Origin of the sequence: Luteolibacter rhizosphaerae (genome assembly GCF_025950095.1) — a bacterium.
Lineage (GTDB): Bacteria > Verrucomicrobiota > Verrucomicrobiia > Verrucomicrobiales > Akkermansiaceae > Haloferula > Haloferula rhizosphaerae.
On the sequence record NZ_JAPDDR010000005.1, the window covers coordinates 257,664 to 282,375 of the forward strand.

At 61.4% G+C, this 24,712-nt stretch carries 23 protein-coding genes; 10 read left to right on the plus strand and 13 right to left on the minus strand.

The features are described 5' to 3' along the window. The first annotated feature begins 8 nt into the window (after positions 1-8). Positions 9-971, plus strand: a complete 963-nt coding sequence (locus OJ996_RS11345; protein WP_264513686.1) for a helix-turn-helix transcriptional regulator — start codon at positions 9-11, stop codon at positions 969-971. Between the two features lie 9 nt (positions 972-980). Here OJ996_RS11345 and OJ996_RS11350 read toward each other — a convergent pair whose 3' ends face one another. Next, complete coding sequence (locus OJ996_RS11350) at positions 981-1,166, minus strand: hypothetical protein (RefSeq protein ID WP_264513688.1); 186 nt, start codon at positions 1,164-1,166, stop codon at positions 981-983. Between the two features lie 386 nt (positions 1,167-1,552). Between OJ996_RS11350 and OJ996_RS11355 the strand changes: the two genes are divergently transcribed. The 3 genes from OJ996_RS11355 to OJ996_RS11365 all read left to right on the plus strand — a co-directional run bounded on the left by OJ996_RS11355 (position 1,553) and on the right by OJ996_RS11365 (position 4,590). Continuing rightward, on the plus strand, positions 1,553-2,311 hold the full coding sequence (locus OJ996_RS11355; protein WP_264513690.1) for a CAP domain-containing protein: 759 nt from the start codon (positions 1,553-1,555) through the stop codon (positions 2,309-2,311). A gap of 127 nt (positions 2,312-2,438) precedes the next feature. Continuing rightward, positions 2,439-2,819 carry a VOC family protein gene (locus OJ996_RS11360; RefSeq protein ID WP_264513692.1) on the plus strand — a complete coding sequence of 127 codons (381 nt, stop codon included), beginning with the start codon at positions 2,439-2,441 and terminating at the stop codon, positions 2,817-2,819. A gap of 136 nt (positions 2,820-2,955) precedes the next feature. Beyond that, positions 2,956-4,590, plus strand: a complete 1,635-nt coding sequence (locus tag OJ996_RS11365) for a 3-keto-disaccharide hydrolase (RefSeq protein ID WP_264513693.1) — start codon at positions 2,956-2,958, stop codon at positions 4,588-4,590. Here OJ996_RS11365 and OJ996_RS11370 read toward each other — a convergent pair. Continuing rightward, positions 4,587-5,807 (minus strand): MFS transporter, encoded by a 1,221-nt coding sequence (locus OJ996_RS11370; RefSeq protein ID WP_319800689.1) that lies wholly within the window; start codon positions 5,805-5,807, stop codon positions 4,587-4,589. The genes OJ996_RS11365 and OJ996_RS11370 overlap by 4 nt on opposite strands. A 53-nt stretch (positions 5,808-5,860) precedes the next feature. Beyond that, positions 5,861-6,760, minus strand: a complete 900-nt coding sequence (locus tag OJ996_RS11375; protein ID WP_264513694.1) for a helix-turn-helix domain-containing protein — start codon at positions 6,758-6,760, stop codon at positions 5,861-5,863. 98 nt (positions 6,761-6,858) lie between these two features. Between OJ996_RS11375 and OJ996_RS11380 the strand changes: the two genes are divergently transcribed. Continuing rightward, positions 6,859-7,623 (plus strand): 3-keto-disaccharide hydrolase, encoded by a 765-nt coding sequence (locus tag OJ996_RS11380; protein ID WP_264513695.1) that lies wholly within the window; start codon positions 6,859-6,861, stop codon positions 7,621-7,623. Here the strand turns inward: OJ996_RS11380 and OJ996_RS11385 are convergent. Together OJ996_RS11385 and OJ996_RS11390 are read right to left on the minus strand one after the other, a co-directional pair. Continuing rightward, positions 7,613-8,557 carry an acyl-CoA desaturase gene (locus tag OJ996_RS11385; protein WP_264513696.1) on the minus strand — a complete coding sequence of 315 codons (945 nt, stop codon included), beginning with the start codon at positions 8,555-8,557 and terminating at the stop codon, positions 7,613-7,615. The two genes, OJ996_RS11380 and OJ996_RS11385, sit on opposite strands and share 11 nt — an antisense overlap. 252 nt (positions 8,558-8,809) lie before the next feature. Then, positions 8,810-10,699: an ABC-F family ATP-binding cassette domain-containing protein gene (locus OJ996_RS11390; RefSeq protein ID WP_264513697.1), complete on the minus strand. Its 1,890-nt coding sequence runs from the start codon at positions 10,697-10,699 to the stop codon at positions 8,810-8,812. Positions 10,700-10,861: 162 nt separating this feature from the next. Between OJ996_RS11390 and OJ996_RS11395 the strand changes: the two genes are divergently transcribed. Together OJ996_RS11395 and htpG are read left to right on the plus strand one after the other, a co-directional pair. After that, the gene (locus OJ996_RS11395; RefSeq protein WP_264513699.1) at positions 10,862-11,488 is read left to right on the plus strand and encodes a peroxiredoxin; all 627 of its coding nucleotides are present in this window, start codon (positions 10,862-10,864) and stop codon (positions 11,486-11,488) included. A gap of 250 nt (positions 11,489-11,738) precedes the next feature. Next, the gene (gene htpG / locus OJ996_RS11400) at positions 11,739-13,583 is read left to right on the plus strand and encodes a molecular chaperone HtpG (RefSeq protein ID WP_264513701.1); all 1,845 of its coding nucleotides are present in this window, start codon (positions 11,739-11,741) and stop codon (positions 13,581-13,583) included. Between the two features lie 9 nt (positions 13,584-13,592). On the opposite strand, the gene OJ996_RS11405 is transcribed toward htpG, so the two are convergent. The 3 genes from OJ996_RS11405 to OJ996_RS11415 form a co-directional block, all read right to left on the minus strand. Then, complete coding sequence (locus tag OJ996_RS11405; protein ID WP_264513703.1) at positions 13,593-14,405, minus strand: hypothetical protein; 813 nt, start codon at positions 14,403-14,405, stop codon at positions 13,593-13,595. A 12-nt stretch (positions 14,406-14,417) separates the two neighbouring features. Beyond that, positions 14,418-15,263, minus strand: coding sequence for a tRNA (adenosine(37)-N6)-dimethylallyltransferase MiaA (gene miaA, locus OJ996_RS11410; protein ID WP_264513705.1), 846 nt, complete (start codon positions 15,261-15,263; stop codon positions 14,418-14,420). Positions 15,264-15,389: 126 nt separating this feature from the next. Next, positions 15,390-16,370 carry a hypothetical protein gene (locus OJ996_RS11415; RefSeq protein WP_264513706.1) on the minus strand — a complete coding sequence of 327 codons (981 nt, stop codon included), beginning with the start codon at positions 16,368-16,370 and terminating at the stop codon, positions 15,390-15,392. A 558-nt stretch (positions 16,371-16,928) separates the two neighbouring features. Between OJ996_RS11415 and OJ996_RS11420 the strand changes: the two genes are divergently transcribed. After that, positions 16,929-17,882: a D-alanyl-D-alanine carboxypeptidase family protein gene (locus OJ996_RS11420; RefSeq protein ID WP_264513708.1), complete on the plus strand. Its 954-nt coding sequence runs from the start codon at positions 16,929-16,931 to the stop codon at positions 17,880-17,882. A gap of 55 nt (positions 17,883-17,937) precedes the next feature. After that, complete coding sequence (locus OJ996_RS11425) at positions 17,938-19,011, plus strand: 6-phosphofructokinase (RefSeq protein ID WP_264513710.1); 1,074 nt, start codon at positions 17,938-17,940, stop codon at positions 19,009-19,011. Positions 19,012-19,067: 56 nt separating this feature from the next. Here OJ996_RS11425 and OJ996_RS11430 read toward each other — a convergent pair whose 3' ends face one another. After that, positions 19,068-19,475, minus strand: a complete 408-nt coding sequence (locus OJ996_RS11430; RefSeq protein WP_264513712.1) for a hypothetical protein — start codon at positions 19,473-19,475, stop codon at positions 19,068-19,070. A gap of 93 nt (positions 19,476-19,568) precedes the next feature. Beyond that, positions 19,569-20,198: a thioredoxin family protein gene (locus OJ996_RS11435; protein ID WP_264513714.1), complete on the minus strand. Its 630-nt coding sequence runs from the start codon at positions 20,196-20,198 to the stop codon at positions 19,569-19,571. A 141-nt stretch (positions 20,199-20,339) separates the two neighbouring features. Between OJ996_RS11435 and OJ996_RS11440 the strand changes: the two genes are divergently transcribed. Further along, positions 20,340-20,825 (plus strand): Lrp/AsnC family transcriptional regulator, encoded by a 486-nt coding sequence (locus OJ996_RS11440; protein WP_264513715.1) that lies wholly within the window; start codon positions 20,340-20,342, stop codon positions 20,823-20,825. Positions 20,826-20,952: 127 nt separating this feature from the next. On the opposite strand, the gene OJ996_RS11445 is transcribed toward OJ996_RS11440, so the two are convergent. From OJ996_RS11445 to OJ996_RS11455, 3 genes are all read right to left on the minus strand, one after another. Next, complete coding sequence (locus OJ996_RS11445) at positions 20,953-21,915, minus strand: LysM peptidoglycan-binding domain-containing protein (protein WP_264513717.1); 963 nt, start codon at positions 21,913-21,915, stop codon at positions 20,953-20,955. Positions 21,916-22,013: 98 nt separating this feature from the next. Beyond that, positions 22,014-23,219 (minus strand): efflux RND transporter periplasmic adaptor subunit, encoded by a 1,206-nt coding sequence (locus OJ996_RS11450; RefSeq protein ID WP_264513718.1) that lies wholly within the window; start codon positions 23,217-23,219, stop codon positions 22,014-22,016. Between the two features lie 85 nt (positions 23,220-23,304). Next, positions 23,305-24,699 (minus strand): efflux transporter outer membrane subunit, encoded by a 1,395-nt coding sequence (locus OJ996_RS11455; protein WP_264513719.1) that lies wholly within the window; start codon positions 24,697-24,699, stop codon positions 23,305-23,307. Positions 24,700-24,712: the final 13 nt, after the last annotated feature.

A 24,712-nucleotide genomic window follows, 5' to 3' on the forward strand; every position in this document is an offset into this window, starting at 1 on the left:
CGCCAAGAATGAACCGCATCGACCGCCTCACGGGGATGATCCTTTTGCTGCAAGGGCAGCGGGTGATCACGGCGGAGCAGATCGCGGAGCACTTCGAGATCAGCGTCCGCACGGTCTATCGCGATCTCTCGGCCTTGGGTGAAGCCGGGGTGCCGATCATCGCGGAGGCAGGCGTGGGCTACAGCCTCATGCGTGGCTATCACATGCCGCCGGTCATGTTCACCGAGGAGGAAGCCGCCGCGCTCTTCATGAGCGGCGAGGTAACCGAGCAGGTCGCGGATGATTCGCTCAAGCAATCGCTGCGTTCAGCACTTCTCAAGATCAAGTCGGTCCTCCCGCAGGAGAAGAAGGATTACCTCTCGCGCCTTCGGAACGCGATCGGCGTGTGGTTCCGCCGTGGGGGAAGCGAGGATCGCAAGCTATCCCTGATGCCGATCCAGGATGCCGTGGTGCGCCGCCGTTGTCTCGCCTTGCGTTACGATGCGGCGAGCAAGGGCAAAATTACCACGCGCATCGTGGAGCCCTTGGGTCTCGTCTTCTACTCGCGTCAATGGCACCTGATCGCATGGTGCCGGCTGAGGAAGGCCTTCCGGGACTTCCGCTTGGATCGCTTTGCGGGCTGGGAAGTGATGGCCGAGTGCTATCACGGGCATGCGGACTTCTCGGTAAAAGCTTTCCTGCAGGAGAAGATCGATGGCGATGAGCTGGCTCCCGCCACGATCCGGGTAAGCCGCGAAGTGCTCGATCGCTTCCGCTCGGAGATGCCTTGCACTTCCTTGGATGAGAAGATCCGGCCCGATGGGAGTGTCGAGGTGGAGATTCTGACTTGCTCCATGCCTTGGCTTACTTCGTGGCTGCTAGGCTACGGAACTCTCGTCGAGGTGATCGAGCCGCAGGAGCTTCGCGATTCCTTGCGAGATGCTGCCATGGCCGTGGCAGCACGCTACTCGGAGGATCTGGTGCCGATGTAGTGGAGCGGCTCAATCGAGGTCATCCTCCTGATCGAGACGCGGTGTCCACACTGCTTCCATGATATATCGTCCGGTCGCGTTCGCGGCGGTATCAGCTTCTTGGCGCTCGGGATGATCAGAACGAGCGGCCGCGGTCTCCTCGCCATCTTGGCAGGCGGTTGCCGAGAAAAGGCCGAGCGCGAGGAGGATGGTCATGATTGCTTGGCTAGCAAAGACCGGGTGCAGGAGATGTCGCGGACGATTCATGGGTAACCTGCTGCAACTCACGTGCCCGGAGCCGGGGCTTGTATTATCGGGGCCTAATTGCCCAACACTCGTCCTCTCGAGGTGCAGAGAGCAACGCCGGGCTGCTCCTTGCAATGTGAAAGCGGCCTGACCCGGGTATGAGTGACTGACATCGAATCGCTTCGGAGAGTGGAACGTCACGAGCTTGGATTGTGCTTCCTCACCTTGTCGAAGGCTGCGGCATCGCGTGTACATCAGTTGTGCTAATCCGTTACAATAATTACAGGTGATCTAATAAAGTGTGTGTTGCATGTGGTGAATAACGCTTAACTTTTGTGGTTCACCCATGATGCACCATGAAAACACGAGTTAGGACGCTTGGAACAGGGATACTTACAGCCCTCTTCGCCTTTATCGGTCCAGCCTGCTTGGGCCAGAGCTTCACACCCAACGCCAAGGAAGCGGAGTTCTACCGCCTCATTAGGGACGATGCCCAACAGCGGCGCGTCCAAGTCGTTCTGGACGCCCGCCTGTGCTGGGCCGCTAGGAAACACGCACAAGACACCCAGACCCGGAAGTTCTTCGCGCACCGGAATCCAAGCGGTGTTTGGTCGAATCAACGCGTATTGAATGAGGCCTATCCTCTCCCCTCTAACTACGAGGGTAACAACAATTATGTGGAAAGCATGGCGGGATCCACTAATGACACCGCAGCCCAAGCCCTCACCCTCCTGAAGAGCGATACTGCCCACTTCAACCACTTGATGGGAGCAACGGATTTCTACCGTGGCCAGGTGGTATTCGGCGTCGGACAGGCTCCGCGATCCGGATTGGGATACGCCACCTATATTTTCCTTTCGGCACCACTTCCTGCCGACGGCACCGGCGCGCTCACGGCGGTGCAGGCGGCTCAGACGATGGTAAAAGTGGACGGTGCCGGAGCGCTACTGATCACCAATCCCCGTCCCAAGGCGATTCTAGAGGTCTATCGCTCCGCGGCCCTGTCTCAGTGGACGCTGGATCGGGTCGTCATTCTCGATGCCTCTGGCCAAGCCGTCCTCGGTCCGAAAGGCTTGGCCAAGGAGTTCTTCCGCTTCGGCTATTTCCGGCCCTAGCACAGGCGGGAGGAACAAAATCGGGATTCGAAAATCCCTCCTGACATAGGGTTGTCAGCAGGCCTTGGTTTGTTGTCGGCATCGCTCCCGCCGGTGGGGCGCAAGAACATCCAACACGACTACTACCATGAAAGACGACGCATTGAACTGGTTCGAGATCTTCGTGAGCGACCTCGACAAGTCGAAGGCCTTCTACGAGGCGATCCTGAAGAGCGAACTGGTCAAGACACCCCCCTCGGAGCACGGCTGTGAGATGGCGATCTTCTCCTTCAATCAGGAGCTCGGAGTCGGCGGTTGCCTCTCGCAGGCAGGTGAGAGCGGCAAGCCCGGCCCCGGCGGCACCATGATCTACCTGAATGTGGAAGGGGAGCTCGATGCCGTTCTGGCTCGCATTCCCGCCGCTGGCGGCAAGGTGATCCTCGAGCGCATGTCCATTCCTCCGCACGGCTTCATCGGGATCTTCGAGGACCTCGATGGCAACCGCGTCGGCTTGCACAGCATGTCCTGAGCTTTTGTAAGGAGTTCGCTTTCGATCAGCCCGCCGTCCGATCACGGGCGGCGGGCCTTCTTGCCAAGATTTATGACAATTTGTCTGACAACACTGGCCTTGCTTGGAGGTAGGAAGGGTTGTTCCTTTCACATCCATGGAAAGCCGCTTGCTCGTCTCAGCTCTCTCGCTCGCCTTCTCTTCCGTCACGCTCGCGGAGGCTGAGTGGCAGAACCTTTTCAACGGCAAGGACCTCACGGATTGGACCGTGACCGTGGACACGCTTCCCATCGGCCAAGATCCGGAGCGCTTTGTGCAAGTGCGGGACGGCTCGATCCATATGTATGCGGATACCGATCCTTCAAAAACGGTTACCTTCGGCATTGTCACGCACAAGGACAGCTTCTCCCGCTTCCATCTGGCGCTCGAATACCGCTGGATGGAGAAGAAGTTCGCTCCCCGCAAGGATGCCCTGCGGGATGCCGGCCTGCTCTATCACACCTCCAGTCCGGAGAAGATCTGGCCGCCCTCCGTGGAGTATCAGATCCAGGAGGGCGATAGCGGCGACCTCATCTTCATCGGCGAGGCCGGATTCAGCTGGGCTCACCCACAGCCGGATCTCGCGCCGCCAGGGCAGGGCGATGCCTCGCTGCTGCCGGAGAACGGCGGCATCCTGCGAAAGGGCGGGAACTACACCTACTTCGGCCGCTTCCCCGAGCATGATCATGCCGGCTGGAATCGCGTGGACGTTATCGTCCATGCCGACGAGCGCGCGGAGCACATCTTGAATGGTCACACGCGGGTCCGTCTCCAGCAGATGCAGCACCTTACCGGTGGCGCGCTCAAGGAAGGCAAGATCGCACTGCAATTCGAAGCCGCGGAGGTACAGTATCGCAACATCCGCATCCGCGAACTCGATGCGCCCCTTAGCCCGGACAAGACCCTGCTGAGCCTGAGCGCCGTGAAGGACAAGCCGGCCCGCAGCGGCACCATCCGGGTAAAGAATCCCTTGGACCGCCCTTTGCAAGCGGATCTCTCGATCATCGGCAAGGATGCCGCCGCCTTCAGCGCATCGTCGTCCGCCGTTTCGGTTGCGCCCGGTGAGACCATCGAGGTAGACGTGCACTTCCGCCCGACTCGTGGTGCGGATCGCTACAGCGCCGGGCTGCGCATCGGCCAGGCGGACACCGGAGCCTTCGTCATCTTGCAGGGTCTCGGTCTGGCTGCGTTCGAGGGGAAGAACGAACCCGCCCTGCAGACGATCGTCCACGCCCTCGGCATTCCCCTGGATGTGGGCGGTAGCAAGCTGGAGCTCGACACCAAGGCGAAGACCATCGGCCAGAGCATCGCGGTCCCATATTTCCAGAGGGCAGGGGAGGCGCCGGTGAAGGTCACCCCGGTGGCGCGCTTCTCACCACCGGGACTCGAGTATTTCGGCATCGTGAAGAAGGGCAGCACCGAGCTCAAGGAGTTGGCCGCCTTGGCCGAATCCAAGGAGGTGGCGGACGCCCACCAGTGCCTGATGCCGCCGTGGAACAAGATCTCGAACCTTGAGTTCACTCCCGGAGAGGAAGCCTTCGCCTTTTACTTCAAGGCGCATCAATACACTTCCTTCACCGATCCCGAACTCCCGACCGAGGCCAAGATCGATCACACCGCCCGCGTCTATCCCGTGACCCAATTCCAAGGCCGCGAGATGAAGGACGCTTGGCTCGTCGGTTTTGAAGAAGCCGCGAATGGAGACTACCAAGACGCGCTCTTCCTCATCGAGAATGTGAAGCCCGCGCCCTAGTCTTTATCCGTCTCCACATCCGGCAAGAAGACAGTCAGGATCCCGATCAGCGGCAGGTAGGCACAGATCCGGAAGACGAAGTTGATCCCGTGGTGGTCGGCCACATTGCCGAGCACCGCCGAGCCGATTCCCGCGATCCCGAAAGCCAGCCCGAAGAAGAGGCCCGCGATCATGCCGACCTTCCCCGGCAGCAGTTCCTGCGCATAGACAAGGATCGCCGAGAAGGCCGATGCCAGCACCAGGCCGATGATGACGCTCAGCACCGCCGTCATGCCCAGACCGACATGCGGCAGCAGCAAGGCAAAGGGTGCCACGCCCAGGATCGAGGCCCAGATCACCCGCTTCCGTCCGATGCGGTCACCCACCGGTCCGCCCACGATCGTGCCCACTGCCACTGCTGCCAGCAGCAGGAAGAGGTAATACTGGGAGCTCTGCACCGAGATGTGGAAGCGGTCGATCAGGTAGAAGGTGTAGTAGCTGGTGAGCGAGGCCAGGTAGACATACTTCGAGAAGGTCAGTGCGACCAATACCGACAGGGCGATCACCACCGTGCGCTTCGGGAAACTCGTCACCGTTCCGCTTCGGGTCCCCTTCGGCTTCATGCGGTGGAAGTTCCGTGCCTGCCAGCGTCCGATCATCGTCAGGATCACCACCCCGGCCAGCGCCACGGCAGAGAAGACCAGCAGCGAGCGCTGCCCGTGCGGCACCACGATCAGCGCCGCCAGCAAGGGCCCGATCGCGCTGCCTGCATTGCCTCCCACCTGAAAGATCGACTGTGCCAATCCGCGACGCTTGCCCGCCGCCATGAAGGCGATCCGCGAGGCCTCCGGGTGGAACACCGCCGAGCCCGTGCCGATCATCGCCGCGGACATCAGAATCGTCGCGAAACTGGTGGAGTGCGCCAACGCGATCAAGCCGATCAGCGTGAAGGTCATCCCGATCGGCAGCGAGTATGGCATCGGCTTGCGATCCGTGATCAGGCCCACCAAGGGCTGCAACAGTGATGCCGTGAGCTGGAAGGTGAAGGTGATCATCCCCAGCTGCGTGAAGCTCAGCTGATACGAGTTCTTCAGGATCGGATAGATCGAGGGTAGCAGCGCTTGGATCGTGTCATTGAGAAGGTGCGCCGTGCTGATCGCGAAGATCAGGGCGAAGACGGTATCCGTGGCCGGGCGGGCCGGCACGGCTTGGGTGTCCGTGGCGATGCTTTCCTGCATGGGGGCGGAACAGTCGGTTGCGCGGTCGCCACGGGCAATTTCGCAGACCGGTGCTAGCGGCTCCCTTTCTGGTATTTTTCTCGGATTTCCGCCCGGAACTCCGCTGGGGACCCGTCTTGGTAGCGCTTGAAGAAGCGGCTGAAGTAGGACGGATCCTTGAAGCCGAGCGAATAGCCGATCTCCGCCACGCTCAGCTCCGAGTAGAGCAGCAGCCGCTTCGCATCGAGCAATCGGCGCTGGCGGATGTGCTCACCGGCAGGCTTGTCCGTGCCTTCGCTCACCACGTCGTTCAGGTGGTTCTCCGTCACCCCCAGTTCGCGAGCGTAGGGCGCGAGCGTCTGCCATTCGCGGAAGCGCCGCTCGACCAGTAACTGGAAGTCACGCACCAGAACCCCGGCCCGCTTGCCGGGCTTCTCCTGCAGCGGCTCACGCCAGCGGCTGGCTTTCACCAGCAGGATCCGCAGCAGTGCCCGGATGATCTCCTGCGATCCCGGACGCGCCGCATTAAACTCTTCCTGAAGCTCCTCGAAGATCGCGCAGGCCGGTCCGATCGCATCGCGCCCCAGCTTCATCCATGGCAGGAAGTCGGCAGCGTAGAAGAACGGCAGGTCCAGCAGAAGCCCCGTCGAGCCCGCGGCCCCGGCATCGAAGAATTCGCGCGTGAAGGAGATGATCGTCCCATCCGTGTCACCATCGGACAGGGCGGCGTGGACCTGCCCCGGGCTAAGGAAGAAGAGGGTGTGCCCGCTCACGTCCGTCTCACGGAAATCGTGCATCAGATGGGCATCTCCTTTGATCAGCGAGATCTGGAAGAAATCGTGATAGTGGGGCGTCAGCAGGGTGGGGTTCCAAGCCCGGGATTCGCGGTAGGGCACCGCAAGGAAGCCGTCCCCGTGCAGGCCGTGCTGCCGGTAATCCTCAAGTCCCACTGCAGGAATCGCTTCCCGTTTCATCGCCGTTCCCGATTGGAGCGCAGATCGGCGGATCCCGCCAGTGCTGTCATCATCTCCGCACTTGGAAAGAGGGCTGCCTACCCGCTAGTAGTCGCAGGATGAAGTTCGCACCGCTTGTCCTCTCGCTCTCCCTCGCAGGATCCATCGCCCAAGCTGGCACCGGTGTGGGAGCCAAGCCGGTCGAAGGAGCCGAGGTGGTCTTCGACGGTTCCCGCGAGATGCTCGATGCCAAGTGGACCTACTGGGAAGGTCCGGGCTTCAAGTCATCCCTGCCGATCAAGTGGAAGATCGTGGATGATGCCGTGGACAAGGGCACCGTCATGATGAGCGACGATCCGGTCGCCGCCGGTGGCAAGTATGGCTCGGCCGATATCGTGACCAAGAAGGCCTACAAGGACTTCCGCCTCCACATCGAATTCTACATCGCGAAGGAAGGCGGCAATAGCGGCGTCTATCTCCAGAACCGCTACGAAATCCAGATCCTCGATGGCGACAAGACCAAGCACGGGCTCGGCGCGGTCATCAACGAAACCGAATCGCCCTACCATGCCTACAACGGGGCAGGGAAGTGGAACGCCTACGACATCGTCTTCCGTGCCGCCCGCTTCAAGGACGGCAAGCTGGCCGAGAAGCCCATGGTCACCATGTTCTTCAATGGCAAGAAGGTCCACGTGAACCAGACCATCAATCAGGTCTGGGGCGGCCCGAACTCCGGCGTGGATGGCGGCAACGATGGCGGGAAGGGGATTACCGATACCCCGCAGGGCCTCAAGCTCCAAGCTGAAGGCCACGATGTCCGCTTCCGCAATATCTGGATCAAGGAGCTCGATATCGAGAAGGCGGATACTGATTTCAGCGAGTGAGGATCGGCTTGGTCGGTGCCGGTCGTTCCGGCACTTTGATGCAGCTCAACTCCGGTCGGGCAGGGAGGTCTCCGGGGAGTCGCGGACTCCACGCCAAACCGACTGCCTTCAGCGCACAGATGGCCCACCACCCCGGATCGATTTGGCTGCTATCCAGGCCAAGCCGCGCCGATCCCGGGAAGGCGTGGTGATTGTTGTGCCACGACTCTCCCATCGTCAGCAGCCCGATGTGCGGGATGTTGTGACCCTGCACGGCATGGCCTTCCAAGTGCCAGTCACGCGGCCCGGCGTTGTGCGCGAAGTAGCCGACCAACCAGTGGCCAATTAGAGAAACCACGATCCGCGCCGAGATCCCCCACACCACGAAAGCCACTCCGCCGAGCACGTAGAGCAGGATGGCCCACGGCAGTTGCTGCAGCATCCAAGTGCGGTCCATGAAGCGGTAGAAGCGGTCATTCGCCACCCGTGCCTCGGGACGGAACTCGGGCGGATGCTCAAGCTGAACCTCGCAGTGGTTCTGCCACAGGAAGTCCTTCCAGATCGGATTCTTGTGGATGAAGAGCGGATGGCATTCCGGGTGCCGCTGCGACCAGTCGCGGATGTCGTGCAGGTAGAGCATCTTCGACGGCCCACCCATGCCGACCAAGGTGCCCAAGTGCACGAGGACATGCTCCACCCATAGCGGACACTGGAAGCTACGGTGAATCAGCAGGCGATGCAGCCCGACCGAATGCCCGAGGCACAAGGTCGTGATGGTGAACACAAAGAACACCATCAGGGCGTCCCAGCGGAACGTGAGAACACCACCGATCACCGCGACAAGGGCGTGAGCAGTGAACCACAGCGACTTCACCGGCGACCACACCACGCGGCCGTCGATCGGGTTGGTTGCTGCATCACGCGGCAGCATGCGCGGGACTTCATGCTCATTCATGCTCTTTGATTTTAATTCTAAAAGTTCAGGAAATAATGAAATATCAGATCACAACGTAGGTTGGAATTTACCTCCGGAGTCTGAGGGAGCGGTTCGATTTCACGTTTTCAAAGAGCTAATCGCGCATCCGATCTCATGCGGTCAGACTGGCAAGTTCGCCTCGCGCGATCAATCAAAACTTTCAGTAAATACTGAAACTATTGAGCTGGAAGGCTGCGCGCGCTTTGGCAGATCAACAGACAAAAACAGACCTCACTGCGCCAAGCTACCCAGCTCTTCCCAGCGATCATAAAGCCGGGCCACCTGGGCCTTCGCCACCTCCAGTTGCGGAAGCGCATCGCGGACGGCTTCGTAGTTCGCCTGGAACTCGGGATCAGCCAGCTTGCCCTCCAACTCAGCCACCGCTTCTTCCGCGGTCATGATGGTCTCCTCCATGGCCTCGAGTTCCTTCCGCTCCGCCAGGGTCAACTTCCGCGGCTTGGTTTCCACCGGAGCCGCGGCCTTCTGTCTTGCCGCCGCATCCCGGGCTGCTGCCTGGGCATGGAGCCGGTCCACCTGCTCGCGGGCCTGCCGCTTCTCCAGATAGTAGGAGTAGTTCCCGGGCTGCACGAAGACGCCGTTGTCCTCGAAGGCGATGATCTGGTCGCACACCCGGTCCAGGAAATAGCGGTCGTGCGAGACCACCAGTACCGTGCCATCGAAGTCCGCGAGCGCCTCCTCCAGCATCCGTAGCGAGGGCAGGTCGAGATCGTTGGTCGGTTCGTCCAGCACGATCAGATTGCCACCCGTCTTGAGAACCTTCGCCAGCATCAGCCGCGCGCGCTCGCCTCCGGATAGCAAGTCCACGCGCTCGTTGATCCGACGGTCGTCGAAGAGGAAGCGTCGGAGGTAAGCACGAGCCCCCATGGTCTGGTTGCCGAACTGGACTTTCTCGTTCCCATCCGCGACCTCGTCTAACAGCGAACCCGTGCCATCGAGCGCCATCCGGGTTTGGTCGATGTAGTTCACCTTCACCTTCTTGCCCACCGTGGCATTGCCTTCATTCGGCTCGATCATGCCCAGACACAGCTTCAGCAGCGTCGTCTTGCCGACCCCGTTGCGACCCACGATGCCGGTGCACTGTCCCGGTCGCAGCTCCAGATTCAGGTGACGGAAAAGCCAGCGCGGGGAGGTCGCCGTGCCGACATTCACGCCTGCCTGTTCCAGTTCCACCACGATGTTCCCGAGATCGGGCGGGGGAGGGATAAGCAGATCCATCTCACGTTCTTCCGGCGGTGCCTGCAGACCCTCGATCTCGTAGAATTGATCCAAGCGGTGCCGCGACTTCGTGCCGCGCGCTTTTACCCCGGAACGCACCCACTCCAGCTCCTCTCGCAGGAAACGCTGCCGACGCCGCTCCGTCTGCTCTGCGATCTGCTGCCGTACCGCCTTCGATTCAAGATAGGCGGTGTAGTTGCCCGGATGCGAGTAAGCCTTGCCGTTGTCGATCTCAATGATCCGCGTCGCGATCACATCGAGGAAGTAACGGTCGTGGGTCACGAAGATGACGGCGCCCGAATAGGTCCTCAGGAAATCCTCCAGCCAGCGGATCGAATCGGCATCCAGATGGTTTGTCGGCTCGTCGAGCAGCAGCAGATCCGGCTGCGATGCCAGCGCCCGGCACAAGGCCACCCGCCGCTTCTCACCACCGGATAGCGGCCCTACCGAGGTTTCCAGTGCCGGTGTGCCCAGAGCCGTCGCCGTCGCCTTGATCCGTGCATCGAGGTTCCATCCATCCGCATGGTCGATCAGATGCAGGAGATCCGCCAGCTCCGCCTCGGAACCTTCCCCATCCTCGTAGCGGCGGATCGCCTCCACGATATCCGCCGCACCGGCCGCGATGTTCTCGTGCACGCTCAGCTCCGGATCGAGCTCGAACTCCTGCGGCAGGTAGCCGATCCGCAGACCGCGCCGGATCGAGATCTCGCCGGAATCCGCCGCTTGGCTGCCGGTCAGAATCTTGAGCAGCGAGGTCTTCCCGCAGCCGTTCCGCCCGACCAAGCCCACCTTCTCGCCGGCGGACACGGCCAGGGTCACGCCGTCCAGCAGCGTTTGGTAGCTGTAGGCCAGGCGGATCTCATTCGCGGAAAGAAGGGCGGACATCGGCGGGCGGGATCAGGTTTCATCCCTCGCGGAAAGGCAAGGGGAACCTTGGTGCGGGGGATGCTTTGACCCCGCGCAAACCGGAAAAGGGTTGCCCGGCGGGGGACTGTCCACTACCGCGCGGTCGCCCTCTCGTCCCCCTCACCAACCAATCCACACACCGTGTCCGTACTCGTAGGTAAGAAAGCTCCGTCCTTCAGCGCCAAGGCCGTCCAAGGCGAAACGATCCTCGATAATTTCTCCCTCGATCAGTACCTCGGCGAGAAATACGTGATCCTCTTCTTTTACCCGAAAGACTTCACCTTCGTCTGCCCGACGGAACTCCATCGCTTCCAAGAGGAACTGGCCGAGTTCGAGTCCCGCAACGTGGCCGTGGTCGGCTGCTCCACGGACTCCGAGTTCTCCCACTGGGCCTGGCTCCAGACCCCGAAGGCCAAGGGCGGCATCCAGGGCGTGCAGTATCCGCTCGTCGCCGACGTGAACAAGACCATCTCCGATGCCTACGACGTGCTCGCCGGCGAATACGAAGTGGACGAGAACGGCAGCCTGACCGTGAAAGGCGAACTCGTCGCCTACCGCGGCCTCTTCCTCATCGATAAGCAAGGCGTCGTCCGCCACCAGATTGTCAACGACATGCCGCTCGGCCGCTCCATCCGCGAAGCCCTGCGCGTTGTCGATGCCCTGCAGCACTTCGAGCAATTCGGCGAAGTCTGCCCCATGGACTGGAGCCGCGGCGACAAGGCCATGACCCCGGACCACGAGGGCGTCTCCAGCTACCTTGCGAACTGAGAATAGCTCTTATCCAAGAGCCCGCAGGCAAACCTGCGGGCTTTTTTGTTCATAATAGGTTGGCGACTCCTTGGTTCATCTCTTCCTTGCCTTTCAGATTTCGCGTCCCTTTCGCGACCTTTCGCGGTTAAAACTCCGATTCGTAAGATTCGTGGCGCCCTCGGTGTCACCCCATTTATCGGTGGACACCGGGCTTTGACAGGGCGGGGGAGATGGGTATTTTCGCGCTCCCAAACCGACTCTCCTTCCCATGAGCGAAGCCACTCTCGAAACGCATTCCTTCCAAGCCGAGATCAAGCAACTCCTCGATCTCGTCGTCCACTCCCTCTACACGGACCGCGAGATCTTCCTGCGTGAGCTAATCTCGAACGCCTCCGACTCGATGGAGAAGCTCCGCCACCTGCAGGGCACGGAGAAGGATATCCACGACGCCACGCTGCCACTGGAGATCCACGTCAGCACCGACGAGGAGGCGAAGACGATCACCATCGCCGATCACGGCATCGGCATGACCCATGGCGAGTTGGTCGAGAATCTCGGCACCATCGCCCACTCCGGCACCAAGGCCTTCCTCCAGGCGATGAAGGAAAGCGGCAACACCCCGGCGAACATGATCGGCCAGTTCGGCGTGGGCTTCTACTCCGCCTTCATGGTCGCCAGCGAGGTGAAGGTCTTCACCCGCAGTTGGCGTGAAAATGGCGAGGGCCTGCTCTGGACCAGCGATGGCGCCAGCGGCTACTCCATCGAGGAAGCGGCCGATGCCCAGCGCGGCGTGAAGCTCGTCCTGCAACTTAAGGAAGAGCATCAGGAGTTTTCCGAGTCCGCGCGCGTGAAGCGCCTGATCGAGCAATACAGCAACTTCGTCGGCTTCCCGATCTACCTGAATGGCGAGCGTATCAACAAGGTCGAGGCCCTCTGGCTGAAGAATAAGGCCGACGTGACCGAGGAGGAATACAAGGCATTCTACCAGTTCACCGCCCACGCCTACGACGAGCCCGCCTACCGCCTCCACTTCAGCGCGGATGCCCCGCTCGCCATCAACGCGCTCATCTTCGTGCCGAACGAAAACATGGAGCGCTTCGGCATGAACAAGATGGAGCCCTCCGTGGCCCTCTACTGCAAGAAGGTGCTCATCGATCCCTCGCCGAAGGGTCTCCTCCCCGAGTGGATGCGCTTCCTGAAGGGCGTCATTGATAGCGCCGACCTGCCGCTGAACATTTCCCGCGAGACCATGCAGGACAGCGCGCTGGTGCGGAAGCTCGGCAGCGTGATCAGCAAGCGTGTGATCAAGATGTTTGAGAAGGAGGCCGAGGCGGATCCGGAGAAGTTCCAAGCCTTCTACAAGAAGTTTGATCGTCTCATCAAGGAAGGCGTCGCCACCGACCACGCGAACCGCGATAGCTTGGCCAAGCTGCTGCGCTTCGAGTCCTCCATGACCGAGGAGAGCAAGCTCGCCAGTCTCGCCGATTACCTGACCCGTGCGAAGGACGGCCAAGACAAAATCTACTACCTCGTCGGACCGAGCAAGGCACAGCTCGAGAACAGCCCCTATGTCGAGGCCTTCAAGGCCCGCGGCATCGAGGTCATCTACTTCACCGATCCGGTGGATGAGTACGTCGTCGAGTCCCTCGGAGAATATGAAGGCAAGAAGCTCGTCTCCATTGCCCATTCCGGTGTTGAGCTCGAGGACAAGGAAGAAGAGGGCGATGCTCTCAGCGCCGAAGCCACCGAGAAGCTCTGCGGCTTCCTCAAGGATCAGCTCGGTGACAAGGTCACTGCTGTCTCCGCTGGCAAACGCCTCGTCGATAGCCCCGTCATCGCCTTGGTCCCCGCCGATGGGATGACCGCCCAGATGCGCCGCATGATGAAGGCGATGGACGAGAACTTCCAGGACGAGGTGAAAGTCGAACTGGAGATCAACCCGCGCCACCCGCTGGTCAAGAAGCTCTCCGAGACCCAGGAAACGAACCCGGATCTCGCCGCTATGGTCGCCAGCCAGATGCTCGACAACGCGCTCATCGGCGCAGGCCTCCTCGATGACGCCCGCGACCTAGTGAAGCGGATGAATACGCTGATGGAGAAAGCGATGGGATAAGCAGGGGATCTATTTTGCAGGGAGGAGACCCGGTGGCACCGCTGCCGGGTCTTTTTTCTTCAAGTTTGCGCGCGCTTGCTTGAGTTCGGTCTCGACCTTCTCTCCTTTCTCCAATCTTCGCTCGAGAATCCTTACTTCGAGTGGAGCGATGTTCTCATAGTAGCTTTCCACATCGGAGGCTCCGATTGCCCTCTCCTTCTCCAGTAGCCAACTGAGGCACTTGATCCGCATCTCGACATACGACAGATGCTTGTTGATCTCCAGCCACTCCTTCGCTCCTCCGACTTCGTCGAAGCAACATCCCTTTGTCGCCCAGTATGGCTTGGGATGATTCTCTCCATCCCGTCCTCTCCGTTGGTAGCCGTAAGATGAGTAGTCGTCCGGTTGGTCCTGGAGCTGATAGTAGATATTCCAATAGCAGGCATCTCCCACGGAGAAGCCCATGTGATGGTTGCGGAAGGGGATCGACTGACGCTTGTCTTCAAGGTGCTCAACCAAGAAAGGGAGTGAAAGTTCCTTGAATTCCATGAGCCGTTTGAACGCCTTGTGGCAGGCGTTGTAACGCTTGCCATATTCCTCGTCATCGGTGTTCAGGCCGGGGGCGGGCAGCAGCTCTTCAGTTACAGGGCGATCTACTAGCACTAGCTGCGAAATGAGAGATCGGATCTCCTTCTCCTGTTTCGGAGTAGGCTCCGGCCTCGTTTGTCCGCCCTTCTCATTCTCAATCTGCTGTTTCTTGGCGGATTCTTGAACTGTTTGTGAAACACAGGGAATCAGACCAATCGCGAAGGCGAAGGTTATAGGAATGAAACTTTTTTTCACAGACCTGTCTCCCTACCGTTCGAGATGGCTATGAACCAGCCATTTCTCACGCTTGAACCAAGTCTCCTGCCGCTTCGCATACTGTCGCGTCGCCGCGTTGATCAGCTCCTCGCAAGTCCCGCGATTGATCTCGCCCGCCAGCAGACGCCGGATCTCCCCGAGCCCGATGGCCTTTTCCAATCCCGGTGCCGCGTGATGCAGCGATTTCACTTCTTCAATCGCCCCGCCCTCCAGCATCGCCTTCGTCCGCTGGCCGATCCGGCTATGAAGGTCCTCGCGATCCCGCTGCAGGAAAACCCCGCGCAGCTTCTCCGCCCGCTTGCTCGTGGCTTCCTCCCAATCATCCCGGAGGCTGGAGCAGGGGACTCCTGCCAGGATGCACACCTCCAGCGCACGTGAGACATAGCGCCGGTTCTTCAGATCCGTCCGCGCCGCTTCCACCGGATCCGTTACTCGCAGGCGCGTCACCAGTTCCTCCAATGGCAAAGCATCCAACTCGGCTCGCAAGCCAGGCTCACCCGGCGGCAGAGGCGATGGTCCGTGCGAAAGAAACTTCAGGTAAAGTCCGGATCCTCCAGTGATGACCGGCTGCTTTCCCCGCGAGCGGATCTCCTCGATCACCGGCACCACCATTCTCAGGTAGGCCATCGCATCGACCGGATCTTCCGGCTCTAGCACTCCGTAAAGGTGATGCGCCACCTCCCGCTGATCATCCTGCGACGGTGCCGCTGTTAGAACCTCTGCTCCGCGATAGAGCTGGAAGGCATCCGCATTCACGATCTCCCCGCCCATCTCCGCCGCCACCTTCAAGGCATGCGCGCTCTTCCCGGAGGCCGTGGGACCACAGACGAAGAACATGCTGTCAGGTGATGGAAGGACCAAAGACATCCGCCGCGGAAGTCTCGCCAAGCCATTCTTGCGGGCAAGAAAAACGCCCTGCCCGGACAAACCGGACAGGGCGTTGAAATCAAATGGATCGGACGATCAAGCGGTCGGCGGCTGCTCTTCTTCGGCAGCAGCTTCCACAGCCGGAGCGGCGGGAGCAGGGGCGGCCTCTTCGGCAGGTGCCGTGATGGCTTCCTCTACCACCGGGGCGGCAGCAGCGGCTGCAACCACAGGCGTGGCCACCGCGGCAGCTTGAGCGACAGGGCGCGGCTCGCGCTCAACCATCTCCTCGCGCACCGCGTCTTCGTGCTCCTTGCTCTTCGCACCGCTCACCACGAGCTTGCGGCCCATGAAGAATTGGTCGTGCAGCACTTCCACGGAGCGCTTCGCCTCATCGACATTGAGCATGTCGACGAAGCCATAGCCCTTCGACTTGTGCGTGCGGCGGTTGTAAACAATCTCCACATTGCGGACCGTGCCCACCCCCTTGAAGAGATCCTTCAGATCCTCCTCGGTCGAGTCGTAGGACAGGTTGCCAAGGTAGATCCGCGAACCGGAAACCTCGCCCCGCTCCTGATTGCGACGCTCCCCGCGATCGCCACGATCCTGGCGCTCGCCGCGTTCACCGCGCTCTTTCTTCGGAGGCTGGCCTTCACCACCGCCTTGGCGCGCATTGCGGGTGTTCGACTTCACACCGGCCGGAAGGCCCGTAGGCGCACCGCTCGGCGGACCCTCCTCGAAGCGCACGCTCTCTTTGCGCTCCGGGCGCGGTGGGCGGACGGGCTCCTTGTAAAGACCGATGGCCTTCAGGATCTTCTGCCACAGGGTCAGCTTGACCGGCTTGTAGTCCTTGCGTGGTGGGCGTGGGCCGCGTTCGCCGCGATCACCCCGGCTTTGATTGCGGTCGCCCCGCTCCCCGCGTTCGCCGCGGTTGTGGTTGCGCTCGCCGCGATCCCCGCGTTCTCCGCGGTTCTCGTTGCCATCATTCTGCCGGTTGCGATTCCGGCCTCTGCCTCCGCGGGAGCGATGTCTGCGACGTTCGCCTCCGGCGCCTCTCGTATCAGGTTGGGCGTTGGACATGTTTTCTTTTCTATTGGCGGGCCTGTCTCGCGATGGAGGGCAGCCGCCCGCTTATCGGGCGGGGCTGCTCGGCTCGACCGGCCGGTCCGGGTCGCCGGCTTTATGTTACCGGGGAAGTCCGCCACTCAAATGCGGGACGGGCGGAGTTCCGTAGACCCGGGGGTAGGCGGTTATCGCGCGTTGGCCCGGTTTGGCAGGCTTCACCGCGTGGTCCGCGTCCGCCGGAGTCCGATTGCGCTCCGCCCAAGCGGAGGCTGCTGCCAAAATCTGCGTTTGGCCGGCGGCGGGCAGTCGGAACGAGTCCCGGATCTGCCTGACGGGCGGAAGTTTACGGGAGCCAGCCCCTATTGCAAGGCGGGACTTCCGGGCGGATCTCGGCTCGGTTTAGGAATCGGTTCATTGGGATACTCGGCGATGCGTTGGCCAGCCCAAGAACGGGCGGAGTACTTCAGGTTTAGTGGAATCTACCAATCTTTACTTCCGGGGCTTCCCACTCGCTTTCCGGGCTTCTCCGCTTGCCCCTCCCTCCGTGCCGGCTAGAGTCCGCGCCGGTTCACGATGCGCGCGCTCTTTCTCACTCTCGTCGCCCTCCTTAGCTCCGTGGCCCATGGCCAGCAGGGAGAAGCCTACATGGTGGTGGAAGCCAATTCCGGCAAAGTCCTGATGGCTTCGAATTCGGTGGTCCAGCGCTCCGTAGCCAGCCTCAACAAGATCGCCACCGGCACGATTGCCGTCGATTGGGCGGATGCTACCGGAGCCGATATCTCCGCCGTGATCGCCACCGTGCCTCCTTCTGCTCTGGCCATCGGCGGGCCCAATCCTCTTTCCCTCCAGGCGGGGGACCGCCTCAGGCTGCGGGATGCCCTTTATTCTGCTCTGCTCGGCTCCGACAATATCGCCGCCATGACCGTGGCCAATCACGTGGGGCAGGAAATCCTCCGTGCCCGCGGCCGCGAGGGTGATGGGGTGGCCGCTTTCGTCAACGAGATGAACGAGCTCGGCAAGGCCATCGGTCTCAGCAAGACCCGCTTCGCCAATCCCCACGGTCTGGAGCTACCCAAGCAGAAGGGCTACTCCACCGCGGCCGATGTCGCGAAGCTCTCGATCTATGCCATGCGCAAGCCGGGCTTCACCTTCATCGTCCGGCAGAAGGATCGCCAGGTGACCGTGACCGGAGCCGATGGCGCGAAGCGCAGCTTCAACGTCCGCAATACCAACGAGCTCATCGGCGAGCCGAACATTCTCGGCGTGAAGACCGGTACGACCGCCGCGGCGGGCCCCTGCGTGAGCGTTTCCGTGGAGCGCGACCCGCTCGTCCGCGACAAGCCGGACGGTGAAAAGGCCGTCACGCCGCGCCGCCTGATCATCGTCGTCCTGAATAATCCCGACCGCTTCAACCGTGCCCGCGGCTTCATCTCTCCGGGCTGGGCGAGCTTTGATCGCTGGGTCGCCGCAGGCGCTCCGATCGAGGATCGCCGGAAGGAAATTCTCGACGTTCCCAACCCGCGCTAAAAATGGCGCGATTTTGACTTATCGAACGAATCCTAACACGCCAAACCCCACCGCGATGCGCATCGGTATTCTCAACAGCGGGGGCGACTGCCCCGGTCTCAATGCAGTGATCCACGGAGTCGTGGGAGCAGCCAGCCAACTCGGCTGGGAAGTGATTGGATTCAAGGACGGCTTCGAAGGACTCCTGCCCCCGGGCGACTACAAGGTCCTGAGACCTCAGGATACCCTCGGCATCCTCAAGCTCGGCGGCACCATCCTCGGTACCACGAACAAAGGCCACTTCGCCGCGAAGGTCGGCAAGGGCGACATCGCCGAAGTGCCCGCCGATATCGTCTCCAAGGCCAAGCGCACCATGGAGCAGCTTGAGATCCGCGCCCTGATCATCGTCGGCGGCGACGGCTCGCTCACCACCGGCCTGCAGCTTTATCGTGAAGGCTGGCCGGTCATCGGCGTGCCGAAGACGATCGACAACGACCTGCGTGCCACCGCCATGACCTTCGGCTTCGACAGCGCCGTGAGCACGGTGGTCGATGGTCTGGACCGCCTCCACACCACGGCGGAGAGCCACAAGCGGATCATGGTGCTCGAAGTGATGGGCCGCCACGCCGGTTGGATCGCCCTCTGGGGCGGTATCGCCGGTGGTGCGGACGTCATTCTCCTGCCCGAAATTCCTTACAACACCGAGAAGGTCGCCGAGTTCATCAAGGCCCGTGATGCCCAAGGCCATCACAGCACCCTCGTGGTGGTGGCGGAAGGCGCGCACCTGCCCTCCGGAGAACTGGCCACCATCGCGGAGAACGCCGGCGGTGAAGTTCGTCTCGGCGGCATCGGTGACATCGTCGCTCGCCGCTTGGAAGAACTTACCGGCAAGGAGACTCGCTCCTGCACGCTCGGTCACCTCCAGCGTGGCGGTGCTCCGACGGCGCTCGACCGCATCCTCGGCACCCGCTTCGGCGTGATGGCCGTGAAGCTTGCCGAGGAAGGCCGCTTCGGTCGCATGGTCAGTTACCAAGCTTACCACGTCGATTCCGTGCCGATCGAAGAAGCCGTCAACCAACTCCGCCTCGTTGAACCCGACGGCGAAATGGTCAAGGCTGCGAAGGCCGTCGGCATCTGCCTGGGTGACTGAGGCCTGGTCCCAAACGATTCCAAGGAGGGCGACATCACTGTCGCCCTTCTTCGTTTTTACGCCGGACGCATCCTCGGGCCTGCCGGGATTGCCGGCACTTGATCGGCAGGATCCCGAAGTAGCCCGGTGAACTCGGCCCAGCGCTTCTTGCCGATCAGTGTCTCTTCAAAAAGCATCGCCCGCTCCGTTCCGGCATCATTGAAGTGAACGAAGAGTTCCGAGCCTTCGTCCCGTTTTCCCAAGATTAAGCGGCGGGGGATAACATCCACGGCCCAGAATCCGGCGGGGTAGAGGCGGATGCTCTGTTCATCGATCTCCACCTTGCGATCCGGCAATCGGCGAAGACGCAAGTACTGCACCACGCTGAACGCCACCATCATCGCGAAGAAGACGTGATGCGCGAACTCCAGCGAACGATGTCCTGAGACTGCGTACCAAATCGCCAATAGGACGAGGCCAAACATCCGAGCCCGATACCATGTGCTCCTCTCCGGACGAAGAAGCAGGAATGTTTTCACAAGATATCCGGGGGTGGGGGATGATTGATGAAGGAGAGGCTACTTGAGCAGCTCCTTCACGTGCTCGATATACTTCTCCGGACCGCCTTCTTGGTATCCCGTACGGGCGACTTCGCGGCCCTTCGAGTTCAGTAGCAGGATCGTGGGATAGCCTTGGATCTCGTATTCCTCGGCCAGCTTCTTGTTCTGCTCGGCTTCCTTCTCCGGGAGCTTCTTCTTCCGCGGATAGTCCAGCTCCACCATGATCAGATGCTTCTTCGCGTATTCCTGGAAGGCGCGCTGATCGAAGACCTCCTTCTTCAGGCGGATGCACCAGCCGCACCAGTCGGAACCGGTGAAGTCCACCAGAATGTCCTTCTTCTCTTCCTTGGCGCGCTTCTTCGCGAGGTCGAAATCGGTCTCCCATTTGAAGACATCCTTATCCACGGCTTCTTCCTTCGGCGCGGATTGCTCGGATACGAACTTCTGATCTTCCTCGCTCAACTTGGAGAGCGCGATCTTCAGGGTGGTGCCGCCGGCTTTCCGGATAAGCACCTGCCCGCCCTCGGTGCGCACATAGTCACCTTCGACCGTGCGGCCGGAGCCCGCTTCCTTCCACGTCCGGGCCTGCAGCGTGGCTGGGAGAATCAGCGAGATGAGAGGGATGAGATGGTATAGAGGAGCTTTCATAAGGCGACATAATCCAAGTGAAGCGCTGGTCCGGTTCATATTTATCTCGGATTCGGGAATTTGCACGGACCCGTCCGCTGGTTCTCAGCCCGAATGCCGCCCTTGCCCCCGCGCGGATCAGGGCCTAGAACCGCTGCCGACATGTCAATCGACCCCTTGCTCCAGTTGCTCCGCCGCAAGGCGCGCCACACCCACCAGGAACTCGCCGAGCTGCTCTCGCTCTCCGAGGACGAGGTGAAGTCCCGCATTGCCGCATGGGAGAAGAACGGCACGATCCTCGGCTACCAAGCCGTCGTGGATGCTGAACAAGCAGGGGATGACGATGTCTCCGCCTTCATCGAAGTGAAGGTCACTCCCGAGCGTGGCGGCGGTTTCGACCGCTTGGCCATGCGCATCGCCCGCTTCGATCAAGTGGTGAGCTGCTACCTCGCCAGCGGTGGCTACGATCTCATGGTCGTGGTCGAAGGCAGCGATCTCCGCGAGGTCGCCCGCTTCGTCTCCGAGAAACTCAGCAGCATGGAGGGGGTGATCTCCACTGCCACCCATTTCCGTCTGAAGACCTACAAGGAAAACGGCTTCCTCTTCGAGGAGCAGGGCGGTCCCGAGCGCCTCGCCGTCTCGCCCTGATCTCGTTCGTCATTCGGAAATTCCGAATTCGTCATTTGCCTTTGGCGCGGAAAACCCGCCCGGGACGAATCCCGGGCGGGTGCCATGTCCTAAATAAGGCCGTCACCTAGGAAGCGGAGCCGCTTTCTCAAGGCTGGGCGGGAACATACAGCTCCGATCCCTTTGCAAGGACTGTACTGGAGTTTAGGTTCAGGCCGTTCAGGGCATTCAGTTTTGCAGTGCTTGTGCCGTGTGCTGCGGCAAACGCTGCAAAGTCGGTTTCCTTGTCGATGGAAATGGAACGGATGCGCGGGGCATCGGAGGCCGGTTCGCTCGCTTGCGCTGCCGGGGCAGGGGCTGTGCTTTCCGACTTGGCTTGAGCAGCCGCGGGCGCCTTGGCGGGGGCGGCTTCTTCAGGCTTGGACACCGGCTTGAAGTCGGCGGCCTTGGTGGAGATCGTCTTCGAAGCAGGCTCCGATTTAGCGGCTTTGGCCGCGGCAGCAGGTGCTGCCTTTGGAGTTTCAGTGACCTTGCCGCCGAGGCGCAGGGTTTGGCCGATCTTCAGGCCGGAAGCTTTCACGCCGGGATTCGCCGCCTGCAGGGCATTGGCGCTGAGTCCGTAGTGCCGGGCGATGCTGTAGAAGGTTTCTCCTGACTTCACCGTGTGGCTGCCGGTATTCACCGCAGCGCTTCGGGGTGCTTCAGCTTCACGACTCGGAGCCGAGGTTTTCGCTGGCAAGACCAGTTTCTGACCGGCACGGATGAGAGAGGGATTCTTGATGCCGTTGAGCTTGGCCAAGGTTTCCGGGGTGGTGCCGTAGCGCTTGGCGACCTTGCGAAGGGTGTCGCCATTCCGGACGATGCCATACTCGGAGGCATCCTTCACGGGGGCGGCGGTAGCTTCGGTCTTCTTGGCTTCGGCCTGAACCGGGGCAGGGGTCTTCGCGGCGGTCGCGGTGATCGACTTGAGGCGCGCGTTCTCCTCTTCGAGTTGGCGGATCTGGCGCTCATACTCTTGGCAGCGGCCCTGGAGCAAATCCAGTTCCGAGGTGGCGGCTCCGGCGAGCGGGGCGGTGCAGAGGATGGCGGCGAGAATCGGCAGTGCTCTCATGACGCCCAAAGGAATTTCAAAAATTCCGGAGCGAGACAAGGAAAATTTAATAAACCTTAATTATTAGGTTCTAAGTGCTTCTTTCTGAAGCCCCACGCTTAGGACCCTGCGCGCACTGGCTTTTCAGCAGCACTCTCTGCGGCCGAGGCAGCCTCGGTTCCGGGCTTTACGATCTCCACGGGCGCACCATCCGGAGCATAGGGAAGTCGCGTCACCGAGAGCCATTGACCGACCTCCAAGCCATCCCGGACTACCAGCACCTGCTCGTCCGACCAGACCGGTTCGATCTGGTTTCGGACGATGGTCGGCTGCAACTTGTCCACGAGGTAGATCCGGTTCACACCGCGCAGCGCGTGGCGGGGGAGGACGAAGACATCTTCCAACATGACGCCTTGGATCGTGGCCCTTACCGGTTGGCCGATCAGCAGCGGTCGCTTGCCGGACTCGACGCCGAAGGGATCGTCGATCCGCGCGATCGCGAAAAGTTCCCGCGAGGCTTCATCCAGCGCGCCTTCCGTCCGGACGATTTTCGCGTCCCAACCTTGAGAATCGGTGCCTGCGAGGGCATCGCGCAGCGTCACTTTCAATTCCGGGTCGCCTTCCTTGGAGGGTAGCCTGACGAAGGGAAGCTGCCGCGGCGAAAGCGGGAGGCGAATCTCGGCAAAGTCGGTGGCAAAGATTTCACCCAGCGGTGTCGAACTGCCGACCGCTTGACCAAGACCGATCACGCGCTTCTGCACACGACCGTCGAAGGGAGCGCGGATCTTCGTGCGATCCAGATTCCGCAGCGCTTGCTCCAGGTCCGCTTGGGCGGCATCCACGTTCGCCTTGGCTTCCTTCATCTGGGGGATGCGCAGCACGAGGTCGGAGGGCTCCTCCTCATAACCGAGATCGTCCCAGTTCAGGCGGGCTTGTTTTGCCCGGGCTTCCTCTTGGATCAGGGCTGCCTGAGCCCGGGCCAAGCCGGACTCTGCAGCGGACACCGCCACCTTGAAATCCGCCGGATCCAGTTCGGCGAGGATATCGTCCTTTTTGAAAAAAGCACCGTCCTCGAAATTCGCGCTCACCGTGCTGATCGTGCCCGCCACTTGCGGCGTCAGCGTGGTGGTGAAGTGGGCCCGCACCGTTCCTTGGCTGTTCAGCATCACCTGGAAGTCGGTCCGCTGGAGCTCGAGGATCTCCGTCTTGAGCACTTGGGGAGCGGAGGGCTCGGGCTTCGGTTCCTCCACGGGGATGCCGGCCCGCCACGCCGCCAGCGCGCCGATACAAAGGATCACGATAGGAATGAGAATGCGGAGGAGCATCGTGGAATTCAGGGGAGCGGAAGATGCACTGGCTCAGGTGCTTTGCCAAATACGATCACCCGGGGTGATTCTATGTCTTGGTGTGTCAGAAAGTCCGGGTGTGGAAGTCCCCGCCGAGGGCCAGATGGAGGTCGATCCGATTCTGGAGACGCTGGTTTTTGAGCCGGATCAAGCCGGCACGGGCGTTGGTGGCGCGGGTTTGAGATTCCAGCACGCGCAGGATGTCGTCGTTCGAGCCGTCCGAATAATCCCGGGCAGCCTGCTTTTCGGCGAGCGCCGCTTGCTCGACTTCTTTAAGCAGGAAAGTTTCCTGTTCCGCGAGCGAGAGGTCTGCATTCAGGGCGGACTCGACTTCGCGGAAGGCTTCGAGCGCGGTCTGCGCATAGTCGTGGATGCTGGCTTCGTTTGCAGCCAAGGCACCACGGGCATTGGCTGCGAGGGCCCCGCCTTCAAAGATCGCTTGGCTCGCATTCGCCGCTACCGAGGTCGCGAGGAAGGAGGGATCAAGCAGATTGGCGAAACGGGAGACCGGCGTGCCGCTGCTTCCGGTGAGGGAAAGCTGCGGAAGCAGTTCCTTGCGTGCTGCATCCGCCCGCTTCGCACTGGCGAAGATCTCCGCCCGGGCGATCGCCAGATCCGGGCGACGCTCCACCAAGGTGGAAGGAAGTCCCGATGGGATTTGGGGGTTCAACGAGGGTAGATCCCGGCTGCCGCGCGCTTCGGAGGATGGGTAGCGTCCCAGTAGGAGCTCAAGGCTCCGCGCCGCTTCATTGCGGGCCAGTTCCGAGGACTTCACCGCCCGCTCTGCTGAGGCGACATTGGTGCGGCCGAGCTGGACATCGAGCGCGCCTTGGCCCGCTCCGCCTTTGAAGAGGCGTTCCGTGATCCCGAGCACCTTGCGATTGGAGTCCAGCGTGCGATGGGACAGATCCAGCAGTTGCTCGGCGGCGATCAGATTGCACCAAGCCTTCGCCGTGTTGGCGGCCAAGGACAAGCGGGCACCCCGGTAGATGGCTTGGGCCGCGTGATAGTCCGCGTCATCCGCCGCATTCAGATCACGCAGCCGCCCCCAGAGATCGATTTCCCATGAGGCTGCCAAGGCTAGCCCGTAGCTTTCGGACTCGCTGGCGGGATCCCTACCATTCTCGGAGACCCGGTAGCCGCCTGACCCATCCACCCCCACGCGGGGCGAGGTGCGAGCCCTGCCGGAGATGCGGGATTCCTTCGCTTGCCGCATACGGGCGGAGGATGCCTTCAGGTCTTGGTTGTGAGTCAGTGCCTCATTTACGACCTTGCTCATTCCACGGTCGGAGAACTCGTCCAGCCAGCCGCTGCTGATCTCGCCATGCTGACCGGCGGAGGCAGCTTGCCAGCTTGCGGGAGCGGAGACCTCCATGCGCTCGCGCGGGCTCCCGAACTTCGATCCTTCGCAGGAAAAAAGCACGAATCCGGCCAAGGCAATCGCGGTTCCGGAGCCCATTCTAAAGGCGAAT

Excerpts from the sequence above, each read along its gene's own strand:
- OJ996_RS11345 (WP_264513686.1), top strand. The coding sequence starts at position 9 with ATGAACCGCATCGACCGCCTCACGGGGATGATCCTTTTGCTGCAAGGG.
- OJ996_RS11350 (WP_264513688.1), bottom strand. The coding sequence starts at position 1,166 with ATGACCATCCTCCTCGCGCTCGGCCTTTTCTCGGCAACCGCCTGCCAA.
- OJ996_RS11355 (WP_264513690.1), top strand. The coding sequence starts at position 1,553 with ATGAAAACACGAGTTAGGACGCTTGGAACAGGGATACTTACAGCCCTC.
- OJ996_RS11360 (WP_264513692.1), top strand. The coding sequence starts at position 2,439 with ATGAAAGACGACGCATTGAACTGGTTCGAGATCTTCGTGAGCGACCTC.
- OJ996_RS11365 (WP_264513693.1), top strand. The coding sequence starts at position 2,956 with ATGGAAAGCCGCTTGCTCGTCTCAGCTCTCTCGCTCGCCTTCTCTTCC.
- OJ996_RS11370 (WP_319800689.1), bottom strand. The coding sequence starts at position 5,807 with ATGCAGGAAAGCATCGCCACGGACACCCAAGCCGTGCCGGCCCGCCCG.
- OJ996_RS11375 (WP_264513694.1), bottom strand. The coding sequence starts at position 6,760 with ATGAAACGGGAAGCGATTCCTGCAGTGGGACTTGAGGATTACCGGCAG.
- OJ996_RS11380 (WP_264513695.1), top strand. The coding sequence starts at position 6,859 with ATGAAGTTCGCACCGCTTGTCCTCTCGCTCTCCCTCGCAGGATCCATC.
- OJ996_RS11385 (WP_264513696.1), bottom strand. The coding sequence starts at position 8,557 with ATGAATGAGCATGAAGTCCCGCGCATGCTGCCGCGTGATGCAGCAACC.
- OJ996_RS11390 (WP_264513697.1), bottom strand. The coding sequence starts at position 10,699 with ATGTCCGCCCTTCTTTCCGCGAATGAGATCCGCCTGGCCTACAGCTAC.
- htpG (WP_264513701.1), top strand. The coding sequence starts at position 11,739 with ATGAGCGAAGCCACTCTCGAAACGCATTCCTTCCAAGCCGAGATCAAG.
- miaA (WP_264513705.1), bottom strand. The coding sequence starts at position 15,263 with ATGTTCTTCGTCTGTGGTCCCACGGCCTCCGGGAAGAGCGCGCATGCC.
- OJ996_RS11415 (WP_264513706.1), bottom strand. The coding sequence starts at position 16,370 with ATGTCCAACGCCCAACCTGATACGAGAGGCGCCGGAGGCGAACGTCGC.
- OJ996_RS11420 (WP_264513708.1), top strand. The coding sequence starts at position 16,929 with ATGCGCGCGCTCTTTCTCACTCTCGTCGCCCTCCTTAGCTCCGTGGCC.
- OJ996_RS11425 (WP_264513710.1), top strand. The coding sequence starts at position 17,938 with ATGCGCATCGGTATTCTCAACAGCGGGGGCGACTGCCCCGGTCTCAAT.
- OJ996_RS11430 (WP_264513712.1), bottom strand. The coding sequence starts at position 19,475 with ATGTTTGGCCTCGTCCTATTGGCGATTTGGTACGCAGTCTCAGGACAT.
- OJ996_RS11435 (WP_264513714.1), bottom strand. The coding sequence starts at position 20,198 with ATGAAAGCTCCTCTATACCATCTCATCCCTCTCATCTCGCTGATTCTC.
- OJ996_RS11440 (WP_264513715.1), top strand. The coding sequence starts at position 20,340 with ATGTCAATCGACCCCTTGCTCCAGTTGCTCCGCCGCAAGGCGCGCCAC.
- OJ996_RS11445 (WP_264513717.1), bottom strand. The coding sequence starts at position 21,915 with ATGAGAGCACTGCCGATTCTCGCCGCCATCCTCTGCACCGCCCCGCTC.
- OJ996_RS11450 (WP_264513718.1), bottom strand. The coding sequence starts at position 23,219 with ATGCTCCTCCGCATTCTCATTCCTATCGTGATCCTTTGTATCGGCGCG.
- OJ996_RS11455 (WP_264513719.1), bottom strand. The coding sequence starts at position 24,699 with ATGGGCTCCGGAACCGCGATTGCCTTGGCCGGATTCGTGCTTTTTTCC.